This is a genomic window from Nocardia sp. SSK8, from assembly GCF_037034205.1.
Lineage (GTDB): Bacteria > Actinomycetota > Actinomycetes > Mycobacteriales > Mycobacteriaceae > Nocardia.
The window spans coordinates 269,590-282,267 of the sequence record NZ_JBAGKD010000003.1; the positions used below are offsets into that span (position 1 = coordinate 269,590).

At 71.0% G+C, this 12,678-nt stretch carries 13 protein-coding genes; 11 read left to right on the plus strand and 2 right to left on the minus strand.

Annotated features, from left to right (window positions below):
• Position 1: 1 nt before the first annotated feature.
• The 8 genes from WA675_RS08010 (at position 2) to lexA (ending at position 6,669) form a co-directional block, all read left to right on the plus strand.
• Positions 2–337, plus strand: a complete 336-nt coding sequence (locus WA675_RS08010; protein WP_336083227.1) for an MmcQ/YjbR family DNA-binding protein — start codon at positions 2–4, stop codon at positions 335–337.
• Between the two features lie 411 nt (positions 338–748).
• Positions 749–1,591, plus strand: a complete 843-nt coding sequence (locus WA675_RS08015; protein ID WP_336083228.1) for a hypothetical protein — start codon at positions 749–751, stop codon at positions 1,589–1,591.
• A 28-nt stretch (positions 1,592–1,619) separates the two neighbouring features.
• Positions 1,620–2,261, plus strand: a complete 642-nt coding sequence (nadD, locus tag WA675_RS08020) for a nicotinate-nucleotide adenylyltransferase (protein WP_336083229.1) — start codon at positions 1,620–1,622, stop codon at positions 2,259–2,261.
• A 46-nt stretch (positions 2,262–2,307) separates the two neighbouring features.
• On the plus strand, positions 2,308–2,724 hold the full coding sequence (gene rsfS, locus WA675_RS08025; protein ID WP_336083231.1) for a ribosome silencing factor: 417 nt from the start codon (positions 2,308–2,310) through the stop codon (positions 2,722–2,724).
• The gene (locus WA675_RS08030) at positions 2,721–3,380 is read left to right on the plus strand and encodes a histidine phosphatase family protein (protein ID WP_336083233.1); all 660 of its coding nucleotides are present in this window, start codon (positions 2,721–2,723) and stop codon (positions 3,378–3,380) included. The genes rsfS and WA675_RS08030 overlap by 4 nt, the downstream gene beginning before the upstream one ends.
• Positions 3,381–4,335: 955 nt before the next feature.
• The gene (octT, locus tag WA675_RS08035) at positions 4,336–5,085 is read left to right on the plus strand and encodes a diglucosylglycerate octanoyltransferase (protein WP_336083592.1); all 750 of its coding nucleotides are present in this window, start codon (positions 4,336–4,338) and stop codon (positions 5,083–5,085) included.
• Positions 5,086–5,088: 3 nt separating this feature from the next.
• The gene (locus tag WA675_RS08040) at positions 5,089–5,931 is read left to right on the plus strand and encodes a DegV family protein (protein WP_336083235.1); all 843 of its coding nucleotides are present in this window, start codon (positions 5,089–5,091) and stop codon (positions 5,929–5,931) included.
• 87 nt (positions 5,932–6,018) lie between these two features.
• Positions 6,019–6,669, plus strand: a complete 651-nt coding sequence (lexA, locus tag WA675_RS08045; RefSeq protein WP_336083236.1) for a transcriptional repressor LexA — start codon at positions 6,019–6,021, stop codon at positions 6,667–6,669.
• A 5-nt stretch (positions 6,670–6,674) separates the two neighbouring features.
• Here lexA and WA675_RS27380 read toward each other — a convergent pair whose 3' ends face one another.
• The gene (locus WA675_RS27380) at positions 6,675–7,076 is read right to left on the minus strand and encodes a DUF2332 family protein (RefSeq protein ID WP_442945581.1); all 402 of its coding nucleotides are present in this window, start codon (positions 7,074–7,076) and stop codon (positions 6,675–6,677) included.
• Positions 6,971–7,264, minus strand: coding sequence for a DUF2332 family protein (locus tag WA675_RS27385; RefSeq protein WP_442945582.1), 294 nt, complete (start codon positions 7,262–7,264; stop codon positions 6,971–6,973). The genes WA675_RS27380 and WA675_RS27385 overlap by 106 nt, the downstream gene beginning before the upstream one ends.
• A 179-nt stretch (positions 7,265–7,443) precedes the next feature.
• On the opposite strand from WA675_RS27385, the gene WA675_RS08055 reads away from it, so the two are divergent.
• The 3 genes from WA675_RS08055 to holA all read left to right on the plus strand — a co-directional run bounded on the left by WA675_RS08055 (position 7,444) and on the right by holA (position 12,647).
• Complete coding sequence (locus tag WA675_RS08055) at positions 7,444–8,403, plus strand: helix-hairpin-helix domain-containing protein (RefSeq protein ID WP_442945571.1); 960 nt, start codon at positions 7,444–7,446, stop codon at positions 8,401–8,403.
• 600 nt (positions 8,404–9,003) lie between these two features.
• Entirely contained in the window at positions 9,004–11,679 is a 2,676-nt protein-coding gene (locus WA675_RS08060) for a ComEC/Rec2 family competence protein (protein WP_336083242.1), read from the plus strand.
• Positions 11,676–12,647, plus strand: coding sequence for a DNA polymerase III subunit delta (holA, locus tag WA675_RS08065; RefSeq protein WP_336083244.1), 972 nt, complete (start codon positions 11,676–11,678; stop codon positions 12,645–12,647). The genes WA675_RS08060 and holA overlap by 4 nt, the downstream gene beginning before the upstream one ends.
• Positions 12,648–12,678: the final 31 nt, after the last annotated feature.

Consider the following 12,678-nt stretch of genomic DNA (forward strand, 5'->3'; position numbering starts at 1 on the left):
GTTGGATCCGCTGACCTACTGCCTGGCCAAACCCGGTGCCTGGGAAGACGAACCGTGGGAAGGCGATGTCGTCGCGAAGGTCGGCGACAAGATCTTCGCCTTCCTCGGCACGGGCACCGCGATCGGCCTCAAATGCGGTCGTGACCGGGCCGAAGCCGACGAGCTGGTGTCCGTCTACCCCGATGATGTCAGCGCCTCGGCCTATATCGGCCGCTACGGCTGGAACAGCATCCGCCTCGGCGGCGCGGTCCCCGAGGACGAACTGCGCGAGCTGATCGACGCCTCCTACGACGCGGTCGTCGCCAAACTCCCGAAGTCCAAGCGCCCGGGGACATAACGGTTTTCAGCGGACGTTAAGCCACTTACAGGGTGCCGGTACCAGGATCGCGCACATGCTGGCAGGGGCGTCGCGCGACGACGAGCGAGCCGATCGACGCGGATCGGACAACGACGATGACCTAGCGGTATCGCGGGTGCGGTCCCCCCGGTGACCGATCCGCACGTCGAGAACAGCGCCGCCGAACCGGCCCGCGACACGCAACCCGAACACCCGCTGGCCCTGATCGGCCCCGGCGCCCTCGCCCTGGCCGACCAGTCAGGGCTCGATTCCGGGATTGCGCCCGCGCCCGGGCCAGGGTTCACGCCGATGCCCTCGCCGGGCCAGGGACCTGTGCCCGTGTTGGGCCCGGGGCTTGTGCGGGTGCTTGTGTCCAGGTCAACGCCGGGGACCGGTTTTGGGGAGGCGCCGATGTCGGGTCTCGGCCCTGGCGCGGGTGCGCGGGCCGCGCGGCGGCTGGCCGTGGTCGCGGCAGCCCGGCTCGTCGACGCCCCGGCGTCCGCCGAGGAACAATTGCGCCGTGCGCTCGTGGTCGGGGCGGGCGAGTTGGTGGGCCGGGAGCTGGCCCAGTTGCGCACTCAGCTGGTCACCGCGGTGTCCGCGCAACCCGGCCGCGATCGTGATGTCGCCCGGGCCGCGGCCGCCGCGGCGGCCTGCTGGCAGCCGATCTCGCGGGCCGACGCGGCCCACCTGTGGCTGGTGGCCGGGCGGGCCTGGCATCGGGCGGGCAGGCACGGCGAGGCGGTGACCGCGTTCGATCGCGCCCTGCTCGGCGACGCGCTGCGCTATCCGCCCGGCGAGCTGTCGCTGGCACGCGCCGAGTTCGCCGAGTCCCTGATCCGGCTGCGCCGCTACCGCCAGGCCGCCTGGCAGTTCACCGAGGCCGCGCGCCTGCTCTCCGGTGCCCCCGCCGACCGGCACCGCCACGCCGACCTGGTGTGGTCGGCGGCGGTGGCCCGCGAATGTTGCGGCCAGGAGTCGCTGGCGCTGGGCCTCTACCTGCGCGCGGCCGGTCTGTGGGGCGAACAGGGCCGGATCGTCCCGCGTGCCCGGTGCCTGCGCGCGGCGGCCTGGCTGCAGCTGCGCGGCCCGCACGGATCGGCGCGCGGGCCGTGGTGGGTCACCATCGACGTGCTGCTGGCCGAACTCGGCCGCCTGGTCGCCGAGAACCCGGCCGTGCACGTCGCCGAGGAGCTCGACCGCACCCGCGCCCAGTTCGCCCAGATGTGCGCCCAGGCGTCGGGCCTGGGCTGACCGGCACGCTCCGTTAAGCTCGGACCTCATGCACGAAACAGCTCGGCCGCGCCGCAAGCTCGGCGTGATGGGCGGCACCTTCGACCCGATCCACCACGGCCACCTGGTCGCGGCGAGCGAGGTCGCGAACCGGTTCGAGCTCGACGAGGTGATCTTCGTCCCGACCGGACAGCCATGGCAGAAGGCGAACAAGCAGGTCAGCCCCGCCGAGGACCGCTATCTCATGACCGTGATCGCCACCGCGTCCAACCCGCGGTTCTCGGTCAGCCGGGCCGACATCGAACGCAACAAGGTCACCTACACGGTGGACACCCTGCGGGAGATGCAGAGCGCCCATCCCGACGACGAGCTGTACTTCATCACCGGTGCGGACGCGCTGGCCAACATCCTGACATGGCAGGATTGGACCGAACTGTTCGAACTGGCGAAGTTCGTCGGGGTGAGCCGTCCGGGGTACGAGCTGAACACCGACCATCTCGAGGAGCATCTGCGGGACCTTCCCGCCGACGCCGTCACGATGATCGAGATCCCCGCGCTGGCCATCTCGTCGAGCGAATGCCGCCGCCGCGCCGCGGAGGGTCGGCCGGTCTGGTACCTCGTCCCCGACGGCGTGGTGCAGTACATATCGAAGCGGCACCTGTATGGGCCCGCAGGAACGGAAGGTAGCTGACGTTGAGCGAGACGAGCGTGGTTCTGGTGTGTCAGGGGGAGCCCGCATGAGTGCCTCCGCCGAATCGATCGAGATGGCCAAGGTCGCCGCGCTGGCGGCCGACGACAAGCTCGCCACCGATGTCGTCGTGCTCGATGTCTCCGAGCAGCTGGTGATCACCGACTGCTTCGTGATCGCCTCGGCGCCGAACGAGCGCCAGGTCAACGCGATCGTCGACAATGTCGAGGAGAAGCTGCGCGAGGCCGGGCACAAGCCGGTCCGTCGCGAGGGCACCCGGGAGGGCCGCTGGGCGCTGCTCGACTACGTCGACATCGTGGTGCACATCCAGCACAACGACGAGCGCAACTTCTACGCCCTCGAGCGGCTCTGGCGTGACTGCCCGGCGGTGCCGGTGGACGGCATCGAAACCCCCGCCACCCCGGCGGCCGACGACGACGCACAGGTAGAGGGAACCACCGAGTGAGTAAGTACGCCCATGTGCGCACGTTGATCCTGCTGCGGCACGGGCAGACCGAATGGAACGCCGCGGACCGGATGCAGGGCCAGATCGACACCGATCTCACCGAACTCGGCAGGCAGCAGGCCAAAGAGGCCGCCCGCGAACTGGTTTCCCGCAATGCCATCGCGATCCATGCCTCCGATCTGCGCCGGGCCAAGGACACCGCCCAGGCGCTGGGCGACATCAGTGACATCCCGGTGGTCACCGACCGGCGCCTGCGCGAGACCAACCTGGGGGACTGGGAAGGGCTGACCCATCTCGAGGTCGACGCCGACTACCCGGGCGCGCGCGTGCAGTGGCGTCTCGACGCCACCTACACACCGCCCGGTGGGGAGAGCAAACTCGAGGTCGGCGCGCGAGCGCTGCCGCTGGTGCGCGAACTGTACAACGAGCGGCAGGATTGGCCCGGCCGGACTATCATCCTGGTTGCGCACGGCGGGCTGATCGCTGCCCTCACGGCCGCGCTGCTGGAACTGCCGCCCGGCAGCTGGCCCGCCCTGGGCGGGCTGGCCAATACGAGCTGGGTGCAGCTGTCCAGCCACGGCCCTGACATCGACCGACCCGGCTGGCGACTCGATGTTTGGAACGCAGCGGCGAAGGTAGCTCCCGATGTCCTCTGAAGAGCCCGTCCGATCGGTACCGGACGAACTGTTCCAGCAGGTGACGGCCAAGCCCGGACGGCAATTGCCGGACGCGCTGTTCGGCCCCCCACCCGCTCGCCCCACACGCCCCGAGCGTGAGGAGCCGATCCGTTCGGTACCGGACGAACTCTTCAAGCAGGTCACCGCGCGCACGGCACGTTCGCTGCCGGACGCGCTGTTCGGCCCGCTGCCCGCCCCGGTAGCGGCCGACCCGGACTCCGCCTCCGGGACAGGGGATTCCGAGACATCGCCGGTCGGTTCCGCCGAGGGCGACGCGGTCTCGGATGCCGCTGTTCGGGAACCGGATGCCGCGCCGGATGAGGTCGCGGTCGAGACGGTGAGTTCCGGTGTGGCGGTGGATGGCGATGTCGCGTCTGCCGCCGCCGATTCCGTTGCCTCGGACATCGATACCGATTCCCCCGCAGTGGGTTCCGAGGGCGGCTCGATCGCCTCCGGCGAGTTGGCGTCGGCGGAATCCGTGCCCTCGCCGGATGCTGTTGCGTCGGATTCGGATTCGATCTCGGCCGTGGCTGATTCCGGGCGAGCCGAAGTGGCGGATGCCGAACCTGCTGTCGACGTTTCCGACGCTGTTGTCGTCGCCGAGGCCACCGAGGTGCTGGACAGCGCCGAGGACGCCGTCGCTACTGCTGTCGAGGTTCTGTCCGACAACAGCGAGAGCGCGGTCGACAGCACCGATGTTGTCGGAGCCGTGACGACTCCGGAAATCGGCGATGCCGGGGAAGCGTCCGACGCGGCTGCCGTGGTCGAAAATGTCGTCGAGACAGCCGAATCCGCTACGAGCCCGGAATCCACGGTGGCGGACTCCGCCACTGTCGAGAATCTCGTTGCCGCCCCGGCTGGCTCGGCCGATGTCCTGGCGAAATCCGCGGCAACACAGAGTGAGCCGATCGCGACCACCGGTGCGGAGGGGGTTCTGACCGAATCCGATCCCGCCGAACTCCCCGTCGCGGAGGCAGCGCCGCGGCCGGTGCTGCTGGTCATCGCCGATTCGCTGTCCTACTTCGGGCCCAAGGGCGGTCTGCCCGCCGACGATCCGCGCATCTGGCCGAATCTGGTTGCCGCCGAACTGGACTGGGATGTCGAGCTGGTCGCCCGGATCGGCTGGACCTGTCGCGATGCCTATTGGGCACTGATCGGCGACCCGCGGGTCTGGGCGGCGGTCCCGCGCGCCGGTGCGGTCGTGTTCGCCGTCGGCGGCATGGACACCCTGCCCTCGCCGCTGCCGACCGCGCTGCGTGAACTGATCCGCTACATCCGCCCGCCGCGCCTGCGCCGCGGGGTGCGCTCCACCTACAACTGGCTCCAGCCCAAGCTGTCGAAGCTCGGTCGGCCGGTGGCGCTGCCCCCGAAGGTGAGCGTGGACTACCTGGAGCAGTCGCGTGCGGCGCTGGCGCAGCTGCGCCCGGAACTGCCCGTGGTCGCGGTGCTGCCGTCCGTGCACCGGTGCGAGGCCTACGGTCGGGTGCACCGGGGCCGGGCCAAGGCCGTCAAGGCGCTGCGGGCCTGGTCGGGGCGCACCTCGGTGCCGCTGGTCGATCTCGGCGAGGCCGTGCGCGAGAACATCGACTCCGGCGCGGCGAACCCGGACGGCATCCACTGGGGCTGGGACGGGCACACCGCCGTGGCGACGGCCATGACCAAGACGCTGCAGGAGGTCCGGTAGTCCGTGACCGTTGTGGTGGTCACCGATTCGGCGGCGGGCCTGTCCGCCGACCTCGTCGCCGAACTCGGTATCGAAGTGGTGCCGTTGCATGTGCTCGTCGGCGATCGTGAGATCCGCGAGGGCGTAGATCCGGTGGAGTTCGACTACAGCGCCGACTCGGTCAGTACCTCGGCCGCGTCGCCCGGCGAGCTGCGCGCCGCCTACGAGCGCGCACTGAACCACAGCGACGGCGACGGCGTGGTAGCCGTGCATCTGTCGCGCACCCTGTCCGCGACCTGGGAATCCGGGCGCCAGGCGGTGCGCGACATGGGCGCCGAAGACCGGGTGCGCCTGGTCGATTCGCTCGGCGCGGGCCTGGCCACCGGGCTGCCGGTGCTGGCCGCCGCCCGGCGGGCACGCGCGGGCGAGGCGCTGGACACGGTCTACGAACGCGCGGTGGCCGCGGCGGCCCGGGCACGCACGTTCATCCTGGTCAACCGCACCGAGCAGCTCCGCAAGGGCGGCAGGCTGAGCAGCGCGGCCGCCTTCTTCGGCAGCGAGCTGGTCACCAAGCCGCTGCTGCAGCTGGTCGAAGGCAAGCTGGAGCTGCGGGAGAAGGTCAGGACCCGGTCGCGCGCCTACGCCAAACTGGTCGCCGCGGTGCTCGACGCGGCCGGTGGCGACGGTGCCGCGCTCGGCATCCAGCACCTCGGCGCCCCCGATGCCGCCGAGAACATCGCCGCGCAATTGCGTGAACAGGCGCCGGAGCTGCAGGAACTCCACGTCGCCGAATTCGGGCCCACCCTCGGTGTGCACCTCGGCGTCGGCGCGCTCGGCGTGGTGGTGCTGCCCGGCGGCTGCCACTGAACCAGGCCGTCGCCGCGATGCGGCGCGCCGCCCCGGACCGGCGACGCGGTGCCGCGCGGTGCGCACGCGGGGCTCTACGATGCCCCGGTGACCGCATTCGACGACTTCGACTACCTCGACACCGCGAACCTGCCGCCGCGCAGGCAACACATTCTCGCCGTGATCCGGGATTCGGTGCTCGCGCACGGCTATTCGCCCAGCGCCAGGGAGATCGCCGACGCGGTCGGCCTGCGGTCCACCTCCACGGTCGCCAAACACCTGAAAGCCTTGGAGGAGGACGGTTTCCTGCGCCGCGGCGCGAGCCTGACCCGTCCCATCGACGTCCGCCTGTTCCTGCGCACCGCGCCCGGCGCGAACTCCGCTGCCGGGGTGACCGTCCCCGTCGTCGGCGATATCGCCGCCGGTACCCCCATCCTGGCCGAACAACACACCGACGACGTCCTCACGCTCCCGCGCGAACTGGTCGGCCGCGGTGAGGTTTTCGCCCTGCGCGTGCGCGGCGACTCGATGATCGACGCCGCCATCTGCGACGGCGACCTCGTGGTGGTCCGCAGGCAGCAGGAGGCGACCTCCGGTGACATCGTCGCCGCCATGATCGGCGAGGAAGCCACCGTCAAGGTCTTCCGCCGCCGCAACGGCCACATCCACCTCGAACCCCGCAACCCCGCCTACTCCGTGATCGACGGCGATGAAGCGGTCATCCTCGGCCGCGTCGTCTCGGTGATGCGCAGCATCTGACACCCTCACCCCACGCCGAACCAGTCCAGCGACTGCCCGTGCGGGCCCGCGTAGGCCAGCGCCACCTCGTCGAGCGCTACGACCATTCGCGCCGCGTCCGAATCCCGCTCGGGCAGCTGCTCGGTGAGCCAGGGCAGTACCCCGGTGCCTTCCTGGGAGATCCAGTGACACGGCAGTGCCCGGACCGTCGTCCGGAACTCCGCCCGCTCGGCCGGAGACAGATAGGTGAGCACGGCACTGTGGAAGACGACCACCGTGCTGTCCCGGGGCGCCGCTTCCACCAGGTCGGCGACCTTCTCGATCAGGTCGCCCGCGAGGATGATCGGTGGGTCCGCCGCCGCGATCGCGCAAGCTGCCCGCAGCCGCGACACCCGGTCGTCCTGACCGGGCCAAACGAGGGCTGCCAGCCAGTCGCGATCCCGGCTGTCGGCGGCGTCAGGATCAGGTTCGGTTGCTGCTTGTCCGGGGGTAAGGCGGCGATGAGCGCCAGGGTTTCCGGGTCGGTGGCGATATCGAGCGCCCGCCGGTGATAGAGCGGGGAATTGCCGCGTGCTTCGCGGAGTGCGAACTCGCGGAATCGCTGTGCTGGATGCATGTATCCATCCGTACTGCGGAGTCGTCATGCGCGCACCGTATCCGTTCGGGTCGCGTCGAAAGTGTGGTCTTTGTGCGCGGAATGCGTAGTTGTCCACAGGTTTCGAGTTATCCACAGGCTGATCGAAAGGCCTGGTCGCGGGGCGGGTAGTGCGGTCGTGTCGGCATACCGTCGGCGGCATGTCACGACACGAAGAGCACGAGCGGGTGCGTCAGCGGTTGGGTGGGATGGCGGTGCGGGACCCCGGGTGGGCCGGTGGACCGCCCGGGCACGAGCACGGCCGGAGCAGCGGGGGTGGCCGCGGTGGAGGGCACTGGGACGACGAGGTCGCACCGGCGCGGTCCGACGAGGTGAGGTTGCCGAGCTGGCTCGACGAGGGAGCGTCACGACGCCGGAACCGGCTCGTACCGGAGCGGTTTCGGGGGGCCCGGATGGACCCGGGACGGCGGGGTGCGATAGCGCTGGGCGTGGTCGGGGTCGTCGCGGTGGTGGTCACCGGCGTGGTGGTGATGCGAGATCAGCCGTTGTCGCAGGCGGTGCCGCCGGTTCCGGTGGTGCGGGCCGAGGCCGCGCCCGCACGCCCGGAAACGGTGGCCGCGGTCGCCGCGATGACGGACACCGGTACTGGTGTGGGTGCCGACGTGGTGGTCAGCGTCGTGGGTCTGGTCGAACGTGCCGGTCTGCACCGGTTGCCCGGTGGGTCTCGCGTCGCCGACGCCATCGAGATGGCCGGGGGCGTTCGCGACGGTGCCGACCTGACCGGCTTGAATCTGGCCCAGCGCCTGTCCGACGGCGACCAGCTCGTCGTCGGCGCCACCGGTCCGCAATCGGAACCGCCCCGGCTCGGCAGCGCAATGATCAGCGCGTCCGGGGGAACACCCGCGGCCGGTCCCACCTCATCCGGGGTCACCGGTCCCAAGCCGACCGGCGCGGGCGCAGGCAAGGCTGCTGGCGTCGACCTCAATACCGCCACCGAAGCTGAACTCGATGCGCTTCCCGGCGTCGGCCCGGTCACCGCCAAGGCCATTCTCGCCTGGCGCGCAGCCAACGGCCGCTTCACCGATATCGCCCAGCTGGGCGAGGTCGACGGCATCGGTCCCGCACGTCTGGCCCGGTTGCGCGAGCTGGTGACCATATGACGACGCCTCGTCGGCCGAACCTGACGACCGAAACCCTTTGCGCGGCATGGCGACTGTCAGGCGGGGCAACGAGATCCGTGGACGATTCGGGCGTCGGCGGTTGTCCACGTGCGGTCACCGCTCCCTGGGCCGAACACGAAGTGACTGCGGCTCAGGGGAATTCCGCCACGATGGCTTCCAACGATCTCGACTGCACCTGGGGCGGCTGTGGCGCTGCTGCCGATACCGGTTCGGAGAACAGGCTCCTGTCGGGCTGCCCGGATGGCTCCGCTGACCGGCGTCGTTCAGTGTCGGCTCTCGGTGCGATCGGGGAGGCGGATTGCCGGGAAGGGAAGCTCACGGGCTCGTTGAACTCGGTGTGGCCGCGGCGAATCGGCTCGTTCGCTCTGCCCACGGGGACGGAGCGACAGGACGGGGCCGGGTGGTCGTGGCCTACCGGTGCGGTACCGGGATGACCGGTCGATCTCGCTCCGGAGTCGGGCGGGCGGTGTGTGCTCGGGAGCGGACGTCAGCCCCTGGTGATCGCCTGTGCGGAGCACGCGGACGCCCGCGATCGGATCAGGAGTGTGGTGCCGCCCGGTCTGCTTGCGCGGTGTGCGGATGAAGGTGCTGGGGGAGGAAATCGCTGACGTCGAGGACGAGCGGGAGCGGCAGGTTCTCGATATGCGGCTGGTGCCCGCCGCGGTGGGATGCTGGATGGCGACGATCGTGGCGATCGGAGCCGGGTGGGTCGCGGGAGCAGTGCTGTCGGTGGCCGCCGTGGTCGTCGCCATCGGGTTGTGGGTGGTGCTGCTGTGGGCGATCGCGCATCGGCGGGAGCGATGGCGGGTGGTGGCGGTGGCCGGATTGGCGGCCGTGCTGTTGTCCGCGGGATTCGGGGCGGCCGGGGCGTGGCGGGAGTACCGGGTGCAGGCGCATCCGCTGCGGGACATGGTCGGGCGGTCGGTGAGTGTGGTGGCGGTGGTCACCGATGACGCCAAGCCGATGCGTGGCGGCGGGTTCGGTGGGCAGCGCCGGTGGATCGTGCACGCCGAGCTGCGGGAATTCGGTGGCGGCAGCGGGTGGACACGCGCAGGTGGGGCCGTCGTGGTGCTGGCGGGCGGTGGTGAGTGGGCCACGCTGTCACCGGGACAGCGGGTGCGGTTCCGGGCGGAGGTGAGCCGGCCGAATCGCGCCGATCTCACCATCGCGGCGCTGAACGCGTCGGCGCCGCCGGAACGGCTAGGTGAGCCACCGTGGTGGCAGCGGGTGGCGGCCGGGGTGCGGGCGGATCTGGTGGCGGCGGCCGGGCGGGCGCTGCCACCGGACGCCGCGGGCTTGCTGCCCGCCCTGGTCGTCGGTGACACGGTTGCGCTGCCCGATCATGTCCGGGACGCGTTCGAAATCGCCGGGCTTCAGCACCTGTGCGTGGTCAGCGGGGCGAACTTCACGATTCTGCTGACGGCGTTGCTCGCGCTCACCCGGTTGCTCACCGCCGGGCCCCGGATCAGCGCGGTTGCCGCCGCGGGCGTGGTCGGAGTGTTCGTTGTCATCGCGCGTCCCGACCCGAGCGTCCTGCGCGCAGCGGCAATGGGGTCGGTGACGGTGCTCGCGCTCCTGACCGGACGGCGGAAGCAAGCGTTACCCGCGCTGTGTGGCGCGGTGATCGGATTACTCGCGGTCGCACCGCAATTGGCGATGAGCGCGGGGTTCGCTCTGTCGGTACTGGCCACGGCCGGGTTGATCCTGCTCGCGCCGAGCTGGGCGGACTGGCTGCGGGCACGGGGATGGTGGCGCGCGCCCGCGGAGGTGATGGCGGTGGCCGCGGCGGCTTTCGTGGTGACTCTGCCACTGATGGTGGCGCTGTCGGGCCGGGTGAGTCTGGTCGCGATCTTCGCGAATGCGCTGGTGGCTCCGGTGGTGGGGCTGATCACGGTGATCGGGGCGGTGGGCACCGCGGTGGCGTGCGTGTGGGGTGATGCCGCCGTGTGGGTGCTGTGGTGTGCGCGGCCGCCGATGTGGTGGTTGCTCGGAGTGGCCGATCGGGCAGCTGCGGTGCCCGGGGCGACCATGACGGTGCGCTCGGGCACCGTCGGGGGAGTGGTGGCGGCGCTGATCGTCGTCGCGGTGATTGCCGCGCTGCGGTGGCCGCGGACCCGGCGGTTGCTCGCGGTCGTCGCGTTCGGGATCTCGATAGTGCTTGTGCCACTTCGCCTGTGGACTCCCGGCTGGCCGCCGTCGGGCTGGACTCTGGCGATGTGCGATGTCGGTCAGGGGGACGGACTGGCCCTGTCCGTCGGGCCCGGTGCCGCCGTGGTCATCGACACCGGCCCCGACCCCCGCCTCATCCGCCGATGCCTCGACGCGCTGCACATCACCCGGATTCCCCTGCTCATCCTCACCCATCCCCACGCCGACCACATCGACGGACTATCCGGTGCCCTCCGCGGCCGCACCGTCGACGCCATCGCTACCGCGCCAGGCGAACTCCCCACCACTTCGCCCGACGGCGCCCGATCTCACAGCACCACGCCGCCGTGCGACGCGGCCGCTACCGCCGCGAGTACCGGTACAGCCCTCACCGATCGGGAATCGTCGGTGGCGGATGGGTGGGCTGATCGTGACCACAGGAAGGACCATGTGGGCGACCACGGGGAGGAAGGAGGAATTCGGCGGGTCGCCGAGAGCGCCTGTGCGGCAGGTGTTCCCATGATGGAGTTGTTCGCGGGCGAGATATTCGCCTTCGGGGAGGTGGATCTGGCGGTGCTGGCGTCGGGAGCGGGGGCATCTACGAGCACGGCGGCGGATGAGGCCAATGATCGGTCGCTGGTGGTCATGGCGCGGACGGCGGTCGGGTCGGTGTTGTTCACCGGGGATATCGAGGGCGCGGCGCAAGCCAGGGTGATGCGGGAGCACGATGTGCGGGCCGACGTTCTCAAGGTGCCGCATCACGGGTCACGGACGACGACGGCGGAGTTCTTCCGGGCGGTGCGGCCGCGGCTGGCGTTGATCAGTTCCGGGAGGGACAACACCTTCGGGCACCCGCATCCGACAGTCACCGCCACGCTCGCCGCGCTGGGCAGCACCATCGCCCGGACCGATCGCGACGGTGACGTGATCGTGCTCGGCAGCAGTCCGGCGGACCTGCGCATCATCACCTCCCGGCGCCGATCCGCTCGCTCACGCGCGGGACCGGGAGCGGTACGCCCACCTCCCGAGGGGAGGCCGACCGGGCGCGGGATGCTCCGGCATGGGGCGCGCCGGTTGTCGGGGGTGGTCCGTAGGATCGGCTCGTGAGCGAACGACCTGCCGCGGTGCATCTGGTTCTCGGGGACGAGGAGCTGTTGGTCGAACGCGCGGTGGCGCAGGTCACCGCGGCGGTGCGGGCCGGGGCGCCGGATCCGGAATCGGTGCCGGTCGACCGGCTGCGGGCCGGTGACGCGAGCACCGCCGAACTGGCCGAGCTGCTGAGCCCGTCGCTGTTCGCCGAGGACCGGGTGATCGTGCTGGAGTCCGCGGCCGAGGCGGGAAAGGACGCGGTGGCGGTGATCACCGCGGCCGCGAGCGACCCGCCCGAGGGCGTGGTGCTCATGGTGCTGCACTCGGGGGGTGGCCGGGCCAAGGCGCTGGCGCCCGCCCTGCAGAAGCAGGGCGCCGTCGTGCACGAGTGCGCCAAACTCACCAAGGCCGGTGAGCGGATGGAATTCGTGCGCGGGGAGTTCCGGGCTGCGGGGGTGAAGGTCCCCGCCGACGCGGCCCAGGTGCTGATCGAATCGGTCGGCTCGGAACTGCGCGAATTGGCCGCGGCCTGTTCGCAATTGGTCGCCGATACCGGCGGCAAGGTCGACGTGCACGCGGTGCGGCGCTACTACTCCGGCCGGGCCGAGGTCACCGGCTTCGATGTCGCCGAGCTGGCCGTGGCCGGGGATCGTCCCGCCGCGATGGAGGCCCTGCGCTGGGCCACCGATCGGGGCGTGCCGCACGTGCTGCTGGCCGACGCGCTCGCCGACTCGGTGCACACCATCGCCAAGGTCGGTTCGGCGGGCCGCGGCGACCCGTTCAAGCTGGCCCAGCAACTCGGCATGCCGCCGTGGAAGGTGAAGAAGGCCCAGGCGCAAGCGCGCGGCTGGAATCCCGCCACCATCGGCACCGCCCTGCAGGTGGTCGCCACCCTGAACGCCGATGTCAAGGGCGGCGCCGCCGACGCCACCTACGCCGTCGAACACGCCCTCTCCCGCATCCTGGACCTGCGCGCCGCCGGTTGACCACGGCCGCCCTTCGCGCCCGAGGGCATCC